Origin of the sequence: Lapidilactobacillus dextrinicus DSM 20335 (genome assembly GCF_001436095.1) — a bacterium.
GTDB lineage: Bacteria > Bacillota > Bacilli > Lactobacillales > Lactobacillaceae > Lapidilactobacillus > Lapidilactobacillus dextrinicus.
Window position 1 is genome coordinate 15733 of the sequence record NZ_AYYK01000025.1, and the last position, 17876, is coordinate 33608.

20 protein-coding genes and 1 other annotated feature are annotated in these 17876 nt (G+C 38.3%); all 20 genes read right to left on the reverse strand.

What is annotated here, in order from left to right; genetic code table 11:
* Positions 1-200: 200 nt before the first annotated feature.
* The 20 genes from FC84_RS08335 to nrdR all read right to left on the reverse strand — a co-directional run bounded on the left by FC84_RS08335 (position 201) and on the right by nrdR (position 17783).
* Positions 201-995 (reverse strand): M57 family metalloprotease, encoded by a 795-nt coding sequence (locus FC84_RS08335; RefSeq protein WP_162257976.1) that lies wholly within the window; start codon positions 993-995, stop codon positions 201-203.
* A gap of 204 nt (positions 996-1199) precedes the next feature.
* Positions 1200-2618, reverse strand: coding sequence for an NADP-dependent phosphogluconate dehydrogenase (gene gndA / locus FC84_RS08340; RefSeq protein WP_057757749.1), 1419 nt, complete (start codon positions 2616-2618; stop codon positions 1200-1202).
* A gap of 174 nt (positions 2619-2792) precedes the next feature.
* Positions 2793-3362 carry a DUF177 domain-containing protein gene (locus FC84_RS08345; RefSeq protein ID WP_057757752.1) on the reverse strand — a complete coding sequence of 190 codons (570 nt, stop codon included), beginning with the start codon at positions 3360-3362 and terminating at the stop codon, positions 2793-2795.
* A 35-nt stretch (positions 3363-3397) separates the two neighbouring features.
* Positions 3398-4546 carry a nucleotidyltransferase gene (locus tag FC84_RS08350; RefSeq protein ID WP_083479612.1) on the reverse strand — a complete coding sequence of 383 codons (1149 nt, stop codon included), beginning with the start codon at positions 4544-4546 and terminating at the stop codon, positions 3398-3400.
* Positions 4543-5298 carry a class I SAM-dependent DNA methyltransferase gene (locus tag FC84_RS08355; RefSeq protein ID WP_057757758.1) on the reverse strand — a complete coding sequence of 252 codons (756 nt, stop codon included), beginning with the start codon at positions 5296-5298 and terminating at the stop codon, positions 4543-4545. Before FC84_RS08355 ends, FC84_RS08350 begins: the two co-directional genes overlap by 4 nt.
* A 1-nt stretch (position 5299) precedes the next feature.
* Positions 5300-5653, reverse strand: coding sequence for a ribosome silencing factor (gene rsfS, locus FC84_RS08360; RefSeq protein WP_057757761.1), 354 nt, complete (start codon positions 5651-5653; stop codon positions 5300-5302).
* Between the two features lie 3 nt (positions 5654-5656).
* Entirely contained in the window at positions 5657-6268 is a 612-nt protein-coding gene (gene yqeK / locus FC84_RS08365) for a bis(5'-nucleosyl)-tetraphosphatase (symmetrical) YqeK (protein ID WP_225733058.1), read from the reverse strand.
* A complete protein-coding gene (locus FC84_RS08370) occupies positions 6258-6896 on the reverse strand; it encodes a nicotinate-nucleotide adenylyltransferase (protein ID WP_057757764.1) in 639 nt (212 codons plus the stop codon). The genes yqeK and FC84_RS08370 overlap by 11 nt, the downstream gene beginning before the upstream one ends.
* A complete protein-coding gene (gene yhbY / locus FC84_RS08375) occupies positions 6893-7207 on the reverse strand; it encodes a ribosome assembly RNA-binding protein YhbY (protein ID WP_057757767.1) in 315 nt (104 codons plus the stop codon). Before yhbY ends, FC84_RS08370 begins: the two co-directional genes overlap by 4 nt.
* A gap of 13 nt (positions 7208-7220) precedes the next feature.
* A complete protein-coding gene (gene yqeH / locus FC84_RS08380; protein ID WP_057757771.1) occupies positions 7221-8342 on the reverse strand; it encodes a ribosome biogenesis GTPase YqeH in 1122 nt (373 codons plus the stop codon).
* Positions 8335-8862 (reverse strand): YqeG family HAD IIIA-type phosphatase, encoded by a 528-nt coding sequence (locus tag FC84_RS08385; protein WP_057757774.1) that lies wholly within the window; start codon positions 8860-8862, stop codon positions 8335-8337. The genes yqeH and FC84_RS08385 overlap by 8 nt, the downstream gene beginning before the upstream one ends.
* Positions 8863-9040: 178 nt before the next feature.
* Positions 9041-9892 carry an aldo/keto reductase gene (locus FC84_RS08390; RefSeq protein ID WP_057757777.1) on the reverse strand — a complete coding sequence of 284 codons (852 nt, stop codon included), beginning with the start codon at positions 9890-9892 and terminating at the stop codon, positions 9041-9043.
* A 148-nt stretch (positions 9893-10040) separates the two neighbouring features.
* Positions 10041-10787, reverse strand: a complete 747-nt coding sequence (locus tag FC84_RS08395; RefSeq protein WP_057757780.1) for an alpha/beta hydrolase — start codon at positions 10785-10787, stop codon at positions 10041-10043.
* A gap of 453 nt (positions 10788-11240) precedes the next feature.
* On the reverse strand, positions 11241-11600 hold the full coding sequence (gene rplT / locus FC84_RS08400) for a 50S ribosomal protein L20 (protein WP_057757783.1): 360 nt from the start codon (positions 11598-11600) through the stop codon (positions 11241-11243).
* A 51-nt stretch (positions 11601-11651) separates the two neighbouring features.
* A complete protein-coding gene (gene rpmI, locus FC84_RS08405) occupies positions 11652-11852 on the reverse strand; it encodes a 50S ribosomal protein L35 (RefSeq protein ID WP_057757786.1) in 201 nt (66 codons plus the stop codon).
* Positions 11853-11889: 37 nt separating this feature from the next.
* Positions 11890-12393 (reverse strand): translation initiation factor IF-3, encoded by a 504-nt coding sequence (gene infC, locus FC84_RS08410; RefSeq protein WP_057757789.1) that lies wholly within the window; start codon positions 12391-12393, stop codon positions 11890-11892.
* Positions 12394-12451: 58 nt separating this feature from the next.
* Positions 12452-12571, reverse strand: a sequence feature (ribosomal protein L20 leader region).
* A 69-nt stretch (positions 12572-12640) separates the two neighbouring features.
* Entirely contained in the window at positions 12641-14620 is a 1980-nt protein-coding gene (gene thrS, locus FC84_RS08415) for a threonine--tRNA ligase (RefSeq protein ID WP_057757792.1), read from the reverse strand.
* Positions 14621-14947: 327 nt separating this feature from the next.
* A complete protein-coding gene (dnaI, locus tag FC84_RS08420; RefSeq protein ID WP_057757795.1) occupies positions 14948-15886 on the reverse strand; it encodes a primosomal protein DnaI in 939 nt (312 codons plus the stop codon).
* Positions 15887-17278, reverse strand: a complete 1392-nt coding sequence (locus FC84_RS08425; RefSeq protein ID WP_057757798.1) for a DnaD domain protein — start codon at positions 17276-17278, stop codon at positions 15887-15889.
* The gene (gene nrdR, locus FC84_RS08430) at positions 17268-17783 is read right to left on the reverse strand and encodes a transcriptional regulator NrdR (RefSeq protein ID WP_057757801.1); all 516 of its coding nucleotides are present in this window, start codon (positions 17781-17783) and stop codon (positions 17268-17270) included. Before nrdR ends, FC84_RS08425 begins: the two co-directional genes overlap by 11 nt.
* Between the last annotated feature and the right edge of the window lie 93 nt (positions 17784-17876).

The window sequence follows — 17876 nt, forward strand, 5'->3', positions numbered from 1 at the left end:
AATGAGTATGATGACTACTTTAACCCTCAATTTTGGCAAAACTCGGATAAAAAAATGGTAAAATAACGATACAATTTTGATGATTTCAAGTTCTTGCCATCAAGTTATGAAGATTCTGTTAACAAGGTCTAGGTGCTTGCCCAACAAAAAAGCGGCGATTAAATGATTGAATAGTCATTTAATCGCCGCTTATATTTAGGTTAGTAGATTTCTTGTAAACTAGTAAGATCAGCTGTACTCAAACTTGTCATTCCTTGGTCGACTGGATACATAATCGAACTAAGCTGCTGACTATGATCTAATCCTAATGCGTGACCTAATTCATGCATTGCAACAGACTTAGCAATAGCAACTTGATAGGTTATATTAATATTAGCCGTGGCATGATTAACCGACTGTGATTGGAATAAACTATATTTTTGGATAATCTTAGGTCCACCCACACCTAACTCTAATGTACTAGGATTATCCATCGTCTTTTCATAAACTGAAAAAGTAATATGATTATGATCTTCAGTTTGCGTTCCTGGCGTTAGTTTAACAATATCTGTTTGATTGTAAGCAGCAACAGCCTCTAAGAAAACTTGGCGTACCTGACTTGATGTTTCATTACTAAACGAATAGGTATAGGTATTGGCCAGCGGTTGACCTTTAACAATCGATTCTATCGGTGTAGTCGTACTATCACTATTTTTTTCTGCTACTGATGAACTACTGGTTTGATTCGTATCCGAACTAGTACTAGTCGTTGACTTTGTACTTGCGTCCTGACTTGCTGGCTTAGAACTTGTCGCTTGTTCTGGTTGGGACCAGTCGAGCATTGAGGCCAATTTATCTTTAAGCGTTAGGGCACCGGCTTGTACTTGTTGTAAAGTCGTTTGTGCTGCTTGACTTGTTGGAACGTTCACTTCAGCCTGTGGCTCTGTGCTTTGATGATATAAATAATAACCACCAGCAATCAAGATAACTAGCGCGACCCCTGACTTAAATTTCAAAAGCATTCTCCTTTGATTAAAAACAAAACCAATATCAATAAATTAACTGATGCAACAAAAAAATTAGTTGTTTTTAACTTAACATCATTAAAACAAAAACACATGAGCCGCTAGTCCAATTTTGTTTAAATTAAGATTGTGTTTCGATTAAAAAAGAACCGCATCGAAATTAATCGACACAGTTCTAAATGAATGACTTAATAATTATTGTTCCTCGTACCATGTGTAATGGAAAATACCAGGACGATCTGTTCTTTCATAAGTGTGAGCACCGAAGTAATCACGTTGAGCTTGAATAATATTAGCTGGTAAAACTTCAGCACGATATGAATCATAATAAGAAATTGCCGCACTAAATGCAGGAGCAGGAATACCATTCTTAACTGACAAAGCAACGATATCACGAACTGAATCTTGATAGTTCTTAGCGATATCAGTAAAGTATGGGTTCAACAATAAGTTTTGCAAATGGGCATCTTGATCGTAAGCATCTGTAATTTTTTGTAAGAATTGAGCGCGAATGATGCAACCAGCACGCCAAATTGAAGCAATCTTACCATAATCCAAATCCCAATCATAATGCTTAGCAGCAAATAACATTTGCTCAAAGCCTTGAGCATAGCTCATGATTTTACTGAAGTATAAAGCACGGCGAACTTGTTCGATAACCGCTTCTTTATCACCTGTAAATTCTGGCTTAGGACCTGTCAGCACCTTGCTGGCTTCAACACGTTCCTCTTTCATTGCTGAAATATAACGGGCATAAACAGATTCAGTAATTAAAGATTGGTTAACGCCAACTTCAAGTGCTTCTTGAGAACTCCATTTACCAGTGCCCTTGTTGCCAGCAGCATCAAGAATAACATCAACGATTGGTTTACCAGTACCAAGATCATCTTGACGTGTCAAAATTTCGGCCGTAATTTCAATTAAATAACTCTCTAATTCGCCTTTATTCCAATCAGCAAAAATCTTAGCAATTTCATCAACTGAAAGACCCAAAACATTACGTAAAATATTGTAACTTTCAGCGATTAATTCCATATCGCCATATTCAATCCCGTTATGAACCATCTTGACATAATGACCAGCACCATTTTCACCAATGTAAGTAACACATGGTGCACCATCTGGCGCTTTAGCTGCAATTTGTTCTAAGATTGGTGCAACTAAATCATAGGCTTCTTTTTGACCACCAGGCATTAGTGATGGTCCTTGTAAGGCACCCAATTCACCACCGGAAGTTCCCATACCAATAAAGTTAATACCGGATTTATCTAATTCAGCATTACGACGCATTGTGTCTTTAAAGAAGGTGTTACCACCATCAATTAAAATATCGCCCTTATCTAAAAGTGGCAATAATTCTTTAATAACAGCGTCTGTACCAGCACCAGCTTTAACCATCATCAAAATACGACGAGGTTTTTCCAATGAAGCAACAAAATCTTCAATGGTATAACTTGGTACTAAATGTTTATCACGATGTTCTTTAACAACCTCTTCGGTTTTACTACCAGTACGATTATAAATGGCAACAGTATAGCCACGGCTTTCAATATTTAAAGCTAGGTTTTTACCCATTACAGCCATGCCGATAACACCAATTTGTGGTTTATCCATTCGAAATGCCTCCATAATAGTAGAACGTGATACTGATATGAGATAATCATATTCTGCTTAATATCATTATACTATCAAAAAATACGTCTAAATTAAAGCAAAACACTCGATTGGTTCGCACCAATTTTTATAATGGTTCCATAACACTAATAATAACTTAATTTAAAAGTAATACTACTTATTATCCGACTGATCGTCGTCAAATAAACCTTTAAGTTTCTCAAACTCTGGATTTGGTTGTTCTTTTTCGTCTTCTAATTGATCTGCATATTCATCTTCTGAAATGACTGACCAGCCTTCGCCTTCTGGCATAGTCTGATTAGCCAATTCGTCTGCTGTAAAAATTTGAGTTGGAATTGATAAAATAATATGATCTTCAATTGCTGTTTGTAAATCAATTTGATCGTTTTCAATGACAATAACTGTCTCGTCAAGATCATCTTGCACTTCTTGACTTGGTTGAGTTTCTTCAAGCACATATAATTCTTCAATGGCTAAATTAATTGGTAATGCCACTGGCATTAAACTTCTTGTTGAAGGTAATGTTAGCGTGCCACTAATTTTAAGATGGCTCACCCAGCCCAAATTATCATTACGAACTGTCCCCTTCACTTCAAAAGATGTGGCCGCAATTAATTCAGGCAATCGCTTTTGCAACGAGGTAAATAAATCAACGGTCTCATCAATTTTAAGTGTTTGATGTAAATGACGTTGTAATAAGTCTAAAGAAAGTTTTAAAGCCATTTTACTGCTCCTTAATCTCATTTAATTGGCATGATTTAGTGTTTGATAATAATGCGTTGGTGAAAGTTCTGTTCATGGCCGGTTAGTTGTTCAACCAAACGGTCAACTCGAACTTGTAACCCTAATTCGCCATCTGGTTTACCTAAATCTGCTGTCACTCTAGTTAATGCTTTAATTTCATCTTGATTACGAACTTGATGTAAATAGTCTTGACCAACTTGATTAAATCCGAGTACCCGTAATTGCGGCAATTGTTTTTGCGCAGCGACGATTTCTGTCGTGCGAACATTTAACAACGTATACAAAGCCAAGCGCCGTAAACGTGCATAAGTATAACGTTTTGATTTTACTTTTTGAAGAAAATCAGCAAAGCTGACGCTATCTTGGTTTTGTTGCCAGAACCGATACTCTAATCCCTCTGACATTTGGTAAATATCTACTAGCGATGCTGGCCAATTCACGGTTAACTGATAATGCAACAATGGCCATAAATCTGACCAAGACAACCAGTGGTGTGATAACTTCGTTAAATCTGCCGGTAGATATTGCTGAGCAGTAGTTAAATCGCCTGCTAAAAGTAATTGCCGAATAGCAGTCGCACTTGCGAACTTTTCACTCGTGGTTTGTAATGCATCATGCTCAGCACCAATACGTTCAATCGGAACAAAAGTTAATGGTTCAGCTAATTGACTATTAGCCAAAGCGTAACTCAATGCCAATAATTGGTTGGGCTGATTAATACGTTGTCCTAACTCAGCCTCTAAAAAATCATTCCACTGCGTCGCATAAGTCTTTGAATAATCAATGGTGAATTTTTGTTGCTGTAATTTAGGCGCAATCTGCGCAATAAATTGTTGATAATCAAAATTATCTTGTTCAACACCAAAGGCTAAATAAGAGCACTTCAATGTCGCAAGCATTTGCAACGCCCCGCTAGCAAAGCGATCTGCTGGCTGACAAGCTACCGCAAAGGGTAACTCAATAACCAAGTCGGCACCATGATCCAGAGCCATTTGGGCCCGCTGCCATTTATCAATAATTGCAACTTCACCACGTTGGACATAATTTCCTGACATCACTACTACAACAGCATCTGCTTGCGTTTTTTTGCGAGCTTGGGCTAGCTGATAAGCATGGCCATTGTGAAACGGATTATATTCGGCTATGACACCACAGGCTTTCATGAGCGGTCGCTTCGCTTTGCTTGAAACAACCATCGTGGCGTTTCTTCCTGCAAATTTTCATCGTTGAAGCCACCGTAAACCGCAACTTCACTGAAGCCGACTTTTTCTAAAAGCTGTTGATATTGTTGATAAGGATAAGTACGTTCATGATGTTCTTCATGTAAGGCTTCATACGCCTCTAGCTCATCTCGCCAAACAAAAAAGGTTAAATCATGTAAGACGCTATTAGGTTGATCGTCACTATAACTCGACCACATAAAAGCCCAATCCTCATCATGTTCATTGTACATATAGCCTGGAAAAACTTCATTCATTTGATATAAAGAATGCACATCAAATAAAAACGTCCCGCCTGGTTTCAAGCTCGCATATACTTCACTAAAACAACGTTCAACTGCAGCTAAATCAGTCAAATAGCACAGTGAATCATCAAAACAAGTGATTAAATCAAAATCACCAACTCCGACGTCTGTTAATTTGGTCATATCACCTTGAAGCCACGTAACTGCCACATCATCTTGAAGTGCACGTTCCTCGGCTAAGGTGAGCATTTCTTCTGACAAATCAATGCCATAAGTGTCAGCTTTTTCTTGCGCAAATAAAACAGCCAGATCTCCTGTTCCACAGGCAAGATCCAGCACTTTTTTATCTTCTAACGGCAATCCTAAATGACGCCGCGTAAATTGTAACCATTGTGGATATAAGGTCTTATCCATCAATAAATCATAATAGTAAGCAAATGTTTGGTACATTTTAGTCAATTAACTCGTGGATATCGACCATTGGTGCGTCTGACCACAGTTTCTCCAAATTATAGAATTCGCGTTCTTCTTTCAAGAAGACATGAACAACCACGTCTTTAAAGTCGATTAGAATCCATTTAGATCCCTTCTTACCTTCAACATGACCCTCAATTCCTAATGCTTCAACTTGCTTTTCAATTTCTTCAACAACAGCAAGTACTTGACGCTCAGAACCGGCATCCATAATGATAAAATAGTCTGCTAATAGGCTAACATTGCGCATGTCTAAGGCAACAATATCCTCAGCCCGTTTATCATCCCCAGCTTTAATCGCTGTTTCTAAAATCTCTTTGCTTTTATCCAAAAATTAATCCTCCTTGTGGATTCCTAGTACATTATATGTTTCAAAAGTTCTTGGGAAAATCTTAGCCTGTTTCTCAACTAAATACAAGATTGTATGTTGTAATTCATAAGCAACCGCAGCATCTAAACTTACCGCTAAAGCTTGTCGTGCCTCATCAATTCCTGGAAAGTTACGTCCTGGTTCAACAAAATCAGCAACAAAAATAATTTTGTCGAGGGTAGTCATCGCTGGATCACCTACGGTATGACGAGCAACGGCTTGTAAAATTGCTTCATCGTGAATATCAAGTTCTGCTTCGATGAAATAACGGCCCACAACACCATGCCAAATGGCGTTGCCGTAATTTAATAAATCAGGATCAAGCTGTTTTTTTTGAATCATCGCTATGAATTCAGCATTACTTCGTTCTTTCGCATAGTCATGAAGTAACCCTGCTAAGCCGGCTTTAGTTACATCTGCATCAACTTTAGCAGCGATTTGCATGGCTTGTTGTTCAACACGTAGACAATGCTCAGCGCGATAATCGCTAAGGTGTTCATGTAAAGCTGCTACTAATTCATCCCGAGTATAGGGAACAATCTTTTTAAACTCAAGCGGATCATACTCAATGCTCAAGGTAAAGCCCCTTTTCTTTAATATAAGCCTGAACTTTATCTGGTACTAAATAATTGATTGGGCAGTGATTACTTACTAGTTGCCGAATTTTAGTGGAACTAATCGCCACCTCTGGCGTATCTACCCAAATGACCGGATACTTAGCTTTAGTTGAGTAACCTGGGCGTTTAACGCCCACAAAAGTGACTAACTTTGCTAATTCATCAATTCGATGCCAAGTCGGTAAATACTCAATCATATCAGCACCAAGAATTAAATAATAGTCCGCCAGTGGATGACGTCGCTTTAATTCAACAATTGTGTCATAGGTGTAACTCTTGCCACCACGAGCAATTTCTAATAAATCTAAATCAAAGCCCTGATGTCCAGCTAGTGCTAACTCTAACATTGCCACACGATCTTTAGCATCAATTGTTTCTTTGTGATCTTGATGTGGTGGTTGTGCATCAGGAATAAACGAGACTTTCTTAAGCTTGAGTTGTGCCATTACCTGATCTGCCATAATTAAATGACCAATATGAACAGGATTGAAAGTTCCGCCCATAATCCCTACTGCCTGACGTGGTAATTTAGGTGTTTTGATTTGTACTTTAGTTTCTAGTGGTGTTTTTAGTTCTGTTTGTTTCATTTTATTGCATTCACTTCTTCAGAAAGCTTCCGATTTTTAATTTTGCTTGCAGGACGATACAAAGTCAAAACGCGTCCTAACGATTGAACAACTGTTAAGTTAGGAATCGTTTCAGCAAGTGTTTGACTTAATTCAGCTGCTGTTTCATCTGAATTCTGCAAAATATTAATTTTTAGTAACTCATGTGTTTCTAAGGTACGTACTAAATCATCAACGAATGCATCATTTAGACCGTTTTTACCTACTTGTAAACTGGGCCGTAACCGATTAGCCTTCGATTTCAAAAAACGTTTCTGCTTACTTGTTAACATTTAAATTCTCCTTCTAGACAATCGGTGTTCTTAAACTATAACTAACACCTTCTGGTAAAAACAAACGATAATCGCTATTTGCTGGTAATCGTAGCCAACCTAAACCAGCAATAACAAGGTCTTGTGGTTCTTTAGTGTGAAAATCGTGTTGTTTAAAAGGTGGGAATTGCTCTGGATCAGCAGGTGGTACTAACAATTTACCACGTTGACGTTGATAAAAATCATCTGCTGTGGCTGTTTTTGTCCGGTGCACTAACAAATTATTTTCAACATAGACAACGATGCTGCTGCGCGTGCCCTTTAAAAAGTCTAAGCGCATCAAACCACCTAAGAATAAAGTCTGTGGTGGATTCAATTGGAAGACACGTGGTCGTAATTCGTTTTGAGGACTAATATAACGTAACTCTTTAGCACTTAGATAGTGGGCCATTTGAGTACCATTAATAATTCCCGGTGTATCAATTAAAGATTGGCCATCAGCCAAAGGAATCTGAATCTGATCGAGTGTTGTCCCAGGAAAACGTGACGTTGTAATCACATCATTTTGACCAGCAGTTTGCTTGATAATGGCATTAATCAAAGTTGATTTCCCAACGTTGGTTGTCCCGACCACATACACGTCGCGACCTTTACGTTCTTTTTCAATAACAGCTAATAATTCATCCACTTGGTATAACCTTTTAGCACTGGTTAATAACGTTGCAACCGGATGTAGGCCTTGTAATGCAGCCTGTTGTTGCAACCAATTTGTGACTTTTGAACGTTTAACACTCTTGGGTAGTAAATCAGCTTTATTACCAACCAAAATAACTTGGTTAGTGCCGACAAAGCGATGCAACCCGGGAATCACACTACCATCAAAGTCAAACAAATCCACAACGTTGACAATTAAAGCATTTTGCTTGCCTAGCGAATTCAATAAGGCGGTAAATTCATTATCATCAATGGCAACGTCTGTTATTTCGTTGTAGTGACGCAAACGAAAACAACGTTGACAATAAAATAAGTTATTATCTGCTGCCAGTTGTTTCTTTAATGAGCTAGCAGGAATATAGCCAGCTTCATCTGGGTCGTTACTTTGTAACTTAGCCCCACAACCAATACAATATAAATCATTTGTTTCAACTTCAGTCATTTAAATGCTCCTGCCAAGTGGCCTGTGGATTTTTTTGATAATAATGATTCATGATAATGTTTTCGAAGAAACGGTTCAATTTAGTCGTCCAACTATCAGTTTCAACAAAGGGCCGAACCATCACAGTACGTACCCCTGCAAGATGACCAGCTTGCACATCTGTTAGCAATTGGTCGCCAACCATCACAGTATGTTCAGGTTCCAAATTAAATTCTTTTAAAGCACGATCAATGCCAAATGGTAATGGCTTTAGTGCATTCCAAATAAACGGAATACCTAGTTGCGCAACTGCCCGTTGAACCCGTTTCTTTCTATTATTAGAAACAACAATCACTTGAATATGATTTTGTTTCATTGTTTCTAACCAATCGAGCAGTTCTTCAGACGCATCAGGATCATGCCAAGCAATTAAAGTATTATCCAAGTCTGTTAAAATTGCATTGATCTGATACCGTTTCAGCTCGGTTGGTGTTAAATTATAAATTCGATTTAATAACCAATCAGGTTTAAAAAATACCATGTTCCACCTCGTTCATATCCCTTCATTATAAAAGAAAAGTGCGATAGAAACAACGTTGGTTAACTGAAGTTCTTCAACAATAACTTAATTTTCCAAAAAATAACAATAAAAAAGCAATCATGATTGCCAATTGAACTATTAATTTAGTTCAATGACGCTTCGTGATTGCTTTTTATTATTAAAAATCAGTCGTATCAGGATCAGCTGCTAAACCAGCTTGACCATGTAAACCATCGATAACCTTCATGTCTGCTTCACTTAATTCAAAATCAAACAATTGGGCATTTTCTTCAATTCGTTCTGGGTGAACCGACTTAGGTAATGGCAAGAAACCATGTTGCAAGCTCCAACGTAAAACAACTTGTGCAACAGTCTTATCATAGTTAGCTGCAATATCTTGTAACTCAGCAACCTTGAAGATCTTACCAGTACCAAGTGGGCTATAAGCTTCACTCAAAATATGATGAGCCTCATTATAAGCCGTTACTTCTGGTTGCAAATCACTTGGATTTAAGAAGATCTGATTAACTGTTGGTTGAATTGTTGCTGTTTTTAATAGTTCATCTAAATGTTTAGCATGGAAGTTGGAAACACCAATCGCACGAATTTTACCAGCTTGAACGGCTTCTTCCATTGCACGCCAAGATTCAGCGTTCATTTCTTGCCAACGATTACGGAAGTCTACTGGATTAGGCCAATGAATTAAATATAAATCAAGATAGTCCAAACCTAATTCCATTAAAGAGCGATCAATTGCTTGCTTAGCTGCTTGATAACCATGATCTTTGTTCCATAATTTAGTCGTCACAAAAATTTCATCGCGTGGAATTCCACTCTTACGAATACCCCGACCAACACTTTCCTGATTGCCATAAGCGGCAGCAGTATCAATATGACGGTAACCTGCTTTTAAAGCGGCTAAAACAGATGATTCTGCAATATTACCATCAGGTGTTTGCCAAGTACCAAAACCAACAACAGGAATTTTAACACCATTGTTCAATGTATAAGTATCAGTTAAACTCACAATAATTCCTCCTTAAAAATCCATAGTCAACTTCTATTATGCTGACATGATACGTATCAATACGATAACAGAAACCTACTAACTAAATCAGTATAGCAAACATTTAAAAAATACTTAGTATCTTTGCTCAAATATTATACACGCTAACAACTTAATGATTATTAATGAGATGAAATTGTTCATCCAGCCATTGCAAACAGACCGGTAAATAAGTATCCCAAAAATTCCAGTCATGTTGGCCTGTTTGCTCACGATAATCAAGTTTATCTAAATATTGGCGTGCAAATGTACGGAAAGTTCGATTACTCTCTAAGAGTTTATCATCAGTGCCAATTAGCTGAAATAGTGGCAATTGTGTGGCTCGACGATCCGCCACTAAGTTCAAAAGATTATTGTGGCTCTTGGTAAAACTTTCCCGATCGCCAAAAACTTGTTCAAATTCAGCAGTCCGATCATTCCAAGTTGAACTAATATCTAATCGACCCGATAAACTTGCAGCCGCACCAATACGATCTGGATAATTTAAGGCCCACTTAAAGGCACCATAACCGCCCATCGATAAACCAGCAACAAATGTATTTTGCTTAGTTAAAGATAAATTCAACCAAGTTGTTAAATACTCTGGCAAATCCTCAGTTAAATAATCCCAATAATGCTCACCGTAGGCCGTATTAGTATAGTAACTTTTACCAACATCTGGCATAACAATCACAAAAGGATATTGACTTGCATACCGAACCAGAGAGCTATTATAAAGCCACGAATTTTGATTGTCTCCTAATCCATGCAATAGAAATAAGACTGGTTGATTCTTAATTCGATTAGCGGGTAAGTATATTTTAAAATCTGTTGTCTTTCCTAAACTTTTCGAGAAAAAACTAAACGTTGCAATAGCCATTGCATCACTCCCATTTGCCTTTAAGTATAGCATAAACCCTATTTATTGCCGATTAAGAACCACTCATGTCAAACACTAACTATCGTTCTTCGTGCCTTTGGAAAATGCACTGGTGGAACACTACGAGCTTAATCTGAATCAAATACAAACTTTCTTGTAAATGGTAAACCATTAACAAGAATTACGCGAAAGTTTCTATCTTGCTAACCTAGCGACGGCGAAAAGACACCGCTCAGTAGTGAAATTATTGTTGCGATTTATCGCCTACAATAAGGCTCAGCCTTAAGACGAACTATCTTTACTCAACTTAAATTGACGCCCACCACGTTCCATGAGCAAACTTTGTGGAAGCGATAAAAGCGAAAAAATAACGGTTTTAGCTTTCCTAATACGCTTAAATTAATGACAATAAAAAAGGCTGGGAAATATCCCAACCTTTAATCAATTAACGTCTTATTTGTTTAAAGCAGCTTTTGCTTGATTAGCAACTTCTGTAAATGCTGCGGGATCAGTAATAGCAATGTCTGCTAACATCTTACGGTTAATATCAATACCAGCAAGTTTCAAACCATGCATCATTTTGCTGTAGCTTAAGTCATTCATACGAGCAGCTGCGTTGATACGAGCGATCCATAACTTACGGAATTCGCGCTTAACTGCACGACGGTCACGGAATGCATAACGATATGAAACCATGACTTGTGTGTGTGCTGACTTGAACAGTAAATGCTTAGCACCGCGATAACCTTTGGCTAATTTAAGAACTTTCTTACGACGTTTGCGAGTAACAGTACCGCCTTTTACACGTGGCATATTAATTTCCTCCTTGAGAACTAACTATCTTAATTTAACAGGTCACAAATATTAACGCATTTGTGAAAGCATTTGACGAATACGACGCATGTCGCTATTTGAAACCATAGCTGGCTTGCTTAATTGACGACGTTGCTTCTTAGTCTTGCCATGGAAACGGTGACTTGTATAAGCATGACCCCGTTTTAATGCACCACTTGCCGTTTTCTTAAAACGCTTAGCAGAAGCGCGATGTGTTTTTTGCTTTGGCATGATAAAATCCTCCTAAATTAATCTAATGTCGAATCAACTATTTTTTCTCGGCCTTTGGAGCTAAAATCAAGAACATACTACGGCCATCCATCTTAGGATGAGCTTCGACGTTAGCAACGTCAGCGGCTTGTGTAGCAAATTGTTCTAACACTTTACGACCGACATCCTTATGAGTGATTGCGCGTCCTTTGAAACGAATTGAAACTTTAACTTTATCACCCTTGCCTAAGAACTTCTTGGCATTATTGAGCTTAGTATTAAAGTCACCTTCGCCGATTGCAGGACTTAGACGAACTTCTTTAACGTTAACCACTTTTTGCTTCTTACGAGCTTCACGATTCTTCTTTTGTAATTCGAACCGGTATTTGCCATAGTCCATGATCTTTGCAACTGGCGGTTTAGCATTAGGTGAAACTAGAACTAAATCTTGGTTCGCCTGGTCTGCTAAACGTAACGCTTCAGCCTTAAGCTTAACGCCAAGTTGGGCGCCATCTGCACCGATCAGTCGAACTTCACGTGCTCGAATATTTTCATTGACTATTAAATCTCTTGCTATGGGAAGTCACCTCCAAAATGTAATTGATGATATTATCATCAACCCCATGCAAAAACTGCGGGCGCAAAAGCACCCGCAGTATCAATTCATCAGCAAATTAACTAACGTATTAACCTAGAGGCTTAAGAGCTTAGGTGAGAAGCGGGAACTTCTGCTTAATTCAACCTTGTTAGTATAGCAACTGAAATGATGCTTGTCAAGCCTTGCACTTAACTCAAAATTTTTGAATTAATTAGTTTAATTTCTTTTCAATGCTTGAGTTAGCCGCATCTGAAGAAACACGACTGTAATTAGCAACATCTGCTTCAGTACTTTCAATAAATTCTTTTAGTGGTTCATCAGCAGCATCTTTTTCGCCATAACGACGAACAGAAACAGTTTGATCAGCTAACTCTTGATCACCAACAACTAATGTGTAAGGAATCTTTTGAGTTTGTGCTTCACGAATCTTATAACCCATCTTTTCATTACGTAAGTCAAGTTTGACACGTAAGCCCTTAGCTGCCATTTGCTTTTGAATATCTTTAGCATAATCAGAATGCAAATCTAAATTAACTGGGATAATTTCAACTTGCGTTGGTGCCAACCAAGTTGGGAAAGCACCCTTGTACATTTCCATTAAGTAAGCAATGAAACGTTCCATTGTACCAACGATCCCACGGTGCATCATCACTGGACGATGTTCTTGACCATCAGCACCTGTATAAACTAAGTCAAACTTCTCAGGCATCATAAAGTCTAATTGAATTGTTGACATGGTTTCTTCGCCACCAAGTGCTGTCTTAGTTTGAACATCCAACTTAGGACCGTAGAAAGCAGCTTCGCCTTCTGCTTCATAGTAATCCAAACCTAAATCGTCCATGGCACTCTTCAACATTGATTGTGCGTTGTTCCACATTTCATCATCATCGAAATACTTTTCAGTATTAGCCGGATCACGATAGCTTAAACGGAAAGTGTAGTCAGTAATGTTGAAGTCATCATAAACTTCCATCATCATCTTCAAGACGCTCTTGAATTCTTCTTTGATTTGGTCAGGTGCTAAGAAAGTATGACCATCGTTTAATGTCATTTCCCGAACCCGTTGTAAACCAGATAGAGCACCTGATTTTTCATAACGGTGCATCATACCTAATTCAGCAATACGTACTGGTAATTCACGGTATGAGCGGTTGTGATGGTTGTAAATTTGAATATGTGATGGACAGTTCATTGGTCGTAATTCCAAGAATTCGCCATCGCCCATATCCATTGGTGGGAACATATCTTCACGATAGTGAGCCCAGTGACCAGAAGTCTTGTATAAGTTCAAGTTAGCTAATACTGGCGTATAGACATGTTGATAACCATTAGCTACTTCTTTGTCAATAATATAACGTTCGATTACGCGACGAACAGTAGCACCATTTGGCATCCAGTATGGCAAACCAGCACCAACTTCAGGATCAACGAAGAAAATATCTAAATCACGGCCGATTGTCCGGTGATCACGTTCTTTAATCTCAGCACGACGTTTTAAATCAGCTTCAAGATCAGCAGCTTTAAAGAAAGCAGTCCCGTAAATCCGTTGTAACATTGGATTACTTGACTTACCTTGCCAATATGCGCCAGCAACAGATAATAATTCAAAATGTTTAAGAGGTGCCATAGTCTTTAATAAGGCCCGATCGCCAAAGCTAATATAGTCACCTAATTGATAAACAGCGATTTGAACACTGTCAATTGCTTTAACTAATGATTCTTGATAAGGATCATCTTTGAAAGTTTCTAATAATTCTGTCTTATCGACTAATTGACGTTCAATTGGTTGGTTAGCAGAAATAATTTTTTGCATAGCTTTTTTAATTTCAGGCAATTCGCTAATGGCAATTTGACCAGCAGCACGATCAGTATCTAAATAGAAACCGTCGTCGTTTGCTTGGTGTTCACCGAAATGAACATCAGCGTGTAATTTTTTAATTGCAGCACCTAAAACAAAAGCGGCAGTGTTCCGCAAAACTTGTAAACCTTCAACATCATCAGTCGTGAAGATTTTGAAGTTGCCATCTTGGTTTAATGGTTGTTCAATATCAACCATTGTACCGTTTAACTCACCAGCAACGGCTTTTTTAGCTAAGCTACTGGCAATGCTTTTAGCAACAGCTAATGTTGAAACACCAGCGTCGAATTCACGAACGCTATTATCTGGAAATGTTAATGAAATTTGTGCCATATTCTTTTCCCCTATTCTTTTTCCCACAAAAAAATCCCTAGGCAATCTAAAATCACCTAGGGACGTTTATCTAACGCGGTTCCACCCGAATTCAATGTGGCAATTAAGCCACATCCTCTTAATGATCGATAATGAGATCAACCAAATGCAATTCGAAGTGGTCGCAAATTTTTGAAACGGAAAAGCTTACAGCCAAGGCTCTTCTCTCTGAACGTTCCAACTAAACTTGTGGTATCTTCAAGCGTTATTAAAGCATAAATATTTAACCTGTGCAAGTGTTTTGTCAAGATTTTCTGAAAAGAGAACCCGGCAAAATTAATTTTCAAATTAGTTGGTTACCCCTTGTCGTAAATTAGGACCGGTCATTTGATATTCTGTCGCCAAAAAACGAATCCGTTCCATAATTCGCGCTGACTTAGTAGCATCAATGCCTTGATTCGTTTGGCTTAAATAAGTTTCTAACTCAGTCATTGTCAAGTTAGAAGTGAAGCAAGTCGTTAGCCGTTCTTGCATGCGATATTGCAAAATAACGCCTAAAATTTCGTCACGCACCCAAGGGCTTAAGGAATCAGCCCCGATGTCATCAATCATCAACACTGGTGTTTTTTCAAGTTCTTCAAGTCGTTGCCAGACTTGATGATCATTGATGGCTTGCTTCATTTGTACGGCAAAAGTTGGAAAATGAACTAAAGTACTCACAATATTATGTTGGGCTAAATTATTAGCAATCGCCCCTAATAAATAGGTTTTACCAATTCCAAATGGACCACATAAATAAAGGCCTTTAACATAATCAGCCGATTGAGTCCGTTGAATTAATTGTGTTGTTAAATCAATCGCTGCTTCAAAAGCCGGCAAGCGTCCGGGAAATTGTTGATCATAATCATTAAAACTAATATTAGCAAGATCTTTAGGCAGATTAACCATTGTGACCCGACTAGCCTGTTGATCAGCGCGTTGTTGAGCAACTAATTGATCATCAGGTTGATAAACAACCTCGACATAGCCATTATTTACTCGTAAGAAAGGCTCATATCCTGCTGCCGAAAGAGCACCTTTACCAGTTTTAGCATGTTTGTTAGCAACATATTCATAAATCGCAGCTGCAGATTTTTCCACACCAGCTTCATTTAATTGATCGCTATGAGCAGCTAAAAAAGTTTGCACGTCGGGATCTGCTAAAGCCTTACTAATTAATTCGCGATAATTATGATTTAATTCATGACGGTTTAAATACTTCGTAAAAAATTCATTAATCGAGCGCATCTATTCACCCCGCTGTTGACTAGCTTTGTTTAATTCTGCTAATTTCTTGGCAATATTTTGTTGTTGCTGCTTATCCACTTTAATCTGATTAGGCGTTGCCGCCACGGTTTGCTTTTGAGTTTGTTGTTTTTTGAGCCAATCTGGCGTCACACCAGCTGGTTTCTGACGAGAATTAGCTCGCGATTTTTGTTGTAATGGTTTTTGATCACGTTGACTTAAATAAGCAATAGCCGCTTCAGGTGTATTAATCCCCTCTTTAAGCCAATTCTGGGCTACGGTATCAATAGGCGCCATGGTAACCGTTGTGTAATCACGAACAACAACATAGATTAAAATATTAATCGTTGCATTATCAAGAACACCACGTTGTTGTAATTTTTTAACATTACGATACTCATTTTGAGCGACGTAAGAATGCTGACGTTGTTTTAAATCATGCAAAAATTCGGCCGGTGCCAATTTTTTAGCCTGTTCTAACAAGCGTTGTTGTGCACTAGTAAATTGCTTAATCGACGTTGTATTCGTTGCACTGGCGGGCTTAGTGGTTGCCATTTGATCGGGATTTAATTGTTGATAGAGTGCTAAGGCCCGTTCTTCTAACATACTAAAATTAATCCGATTCGTTGCAACGTTAATACTACGATTGATCAATCGAGCAATATCGGTCATTGAAAAGCCGTAGAAGCGTTGTAGCCCAAAGATATCCGATTTATGCTGGGTAATCTCTGTTTCAGGAATTTGATTGCGCCCTACTAAGGCAATCAAAGTTTGCCAATCAAAGTTGGCTAATTCGGCTGGACTAATCTCAGAAATCGCTGCCGTTGTTTGAGCTTGTTTAAACTTTGCTGCACCGGTCTTAACTTCTTGCGGTGGTGTCAATAAAGCCGAATCTGCCATATGAAAAACGTCTAAAAAACCGACCGTTAATTCCTTAGTGTCAGTTAAATCCACTTCAGGCAATTGAAACTCACGTTGTAAAGCCATAAATTTTTTACGTGAAACGCGCTCTAATAAGTACGTTGCTAAAATTTCTTCTTGAAAAAACTTCTCCGGTGCTAACGGTGCTAATAACCGATAAATTAAATAATCACCTAATGTATCTCGCTTTTGGTAAGTTTTTAAGAGACCACAGGCTTCTAGTTGTTGCCGTGATTTTAGAAAAGTTCGTGCATCTTGATCAAGCGAATCGAACAATTCAAAATGTGCTGAACGTTGTGAGATTAATTGTTGATCGTTAACTTCATGCCATAAGGACAAGTAAAGTGTGAAAGCCTGTGCCGATAAAATTGGTTGATACAAGGCTGTAAAAACATGTTGATTCAAATCACTCCAATTAGCGCCACGAACTAGAAAATACCCTAATTGGGGATCAATCATTGTTTCAGTTCTCATTAATTGACTCATCCTTATTATCTTGAACCTGATGATGATCGTTACTGTCATTTTCACGAGCCATCATTTCTTGAACTTCTTTCATAAAGACACTCATGTCTTTAAACTCACGATAAACACTGGCAAAACGGATATAAGCAACATCATCTACACTGGCTAAATATTTCATCACTAACTCGCCAATTGCTTCAGAACGAATTTCATTTTCGCCAGTTTGGCGGATATCATGTTCAATCTTATCAACGATTTCTGTCATTTGATCCATTGTAACTGGCCGCTTTTCAGCAGCACGAACTAGACCGCGCATGATTTTTTCACGATTGAATTCTTCACGGGTGCCATTTTTCTTAACGACTAATACTGGTGTCTGTTCAATGCGCTCAAAAGTGGTAAAGCGGTAGCCACAATTTTCGCATTCCCGGCGGCGACGAATTGCCCGTCCTTCATCAGCAGGACGGCTATCAACAACCTTTAATGAATTATGGTGACAACGTGGGCATTGCATTCAAAAAACACCTCGATTTAAACTTATTTGCTGTTGTTATTATACCTTAAAAAAGAAATGTGTACCAATGACGAAACAATAGTCTGGTCATTG

What these genes read in the sequence shown, in the direction of transcription:
- FC84_RS08395 (WP_057757780.1), bottom strand. Translation starts at nt 10,787, where the DNA reads ATGGCTATTGCAACGTTTAGTTTTTTCTCGAAAAGTTTAGGAAAGACA.
- FC84_RS08425 (WP_057757798.1), bottom strand. Translation starts at nt 17,278, where the DNA reads ATGAGAACTGAAACAATGATTGATCCCCAATTAGGGTATTTTCTAGTT.
- dnaI (WP_057757795.1), bottom strand. Translation starts at nt 15,886, where the DNA reads ATGCGCTCGATTAATGAATTTTTTACGAAGTATTTAAACCGTCATGAA.
- rpmI (WP_057757786.1), bottom strand. Translation starts at nt 11,852, where the DNA reads ATGCCAAAGCAAAAAACACATCGCGCTTCTGCTAAGCGTTTTAAGAAA.
- rplT (WP_057757783.1), bottom strand. Translation starts at nt 11,600, where the DNA reads ATGCCACGTGTAAAAGGCGGTACTGTTACTCGCAAACGTCGTAAGAAA.
- yqeH (WP_057757771.1), bottom strand. Translation starts at nt 8,342, where the DNA reads ATGACTGAAGTTGAAACAAATGATTTATATTGTATTGGTTGTGGGGCT.
- FC84_RS08350 (WP_083479612.1), bottom strand. Translation starts at nt 4,546, where the DNA reads ATGAAAGCCTGTGGTGTCATAGCCGAATATAATCCGTTTCACAATGGC.
- FC84_RS08345 (WP_057757752.1), bottom strand. Translation starts at nt 3,362, where the DNA reads ATGGCTTTAAAACTTTCTTTAGACTTATTACAACGTCATTTACATCAA.
- gndA (WP_057757749.1), bottom strand. Translation starts at nt 2,618, where the DNA reads ATGGATAAACCACAAATTGGTGTTATCGGCATGGCTGTAATGGGTAAA.
- FC84_RS08355 (WP_057757758.1), bottom strand. Translation starts at nt 5,298, where the DNA reads ATGTACCAAACATTTGCTTACTATTATGATTTATTGATGGATAAGACC.
- nrdR (WP_057757801.1), bottom strand. Translation starts at nt 17,783, where the DNA reads ATGCAATGCCCACGTTGTCACCATAATTCATTAAAGGTTGTTGATAGC.
- thrS (WP_057757792.1), bottom strand. Translation starts at nt 14,620, where the DNA reads ATGGCACAAATTTCATTAACATTTCCAGATAATAGCGTTCGTGAATTC.
- FC84_RS08370 (WP_057757764.1), bottom strand. Translation starts at nt 6,896, where the DNA reads ATGAAACAAACAGAACTAAAAACACCACTAGAAACTAAAGTACAAATC.
- yhbY (WP_057757767.1), bottom strand. Translation starts at nt 7,207, where the DNA reads ATGTTAACAAGTAAGCAGAAACGTTTTTTGAAATCGAAGGCTAATCGG.
- FC84_RS08385 (WP_057757774.1), bottom strand. Translation starts at nt 8,862, where the DNA reads ATGGTATTTTTTAAACCTGATTGGTTATTAAATCGAATTTATAATTTA.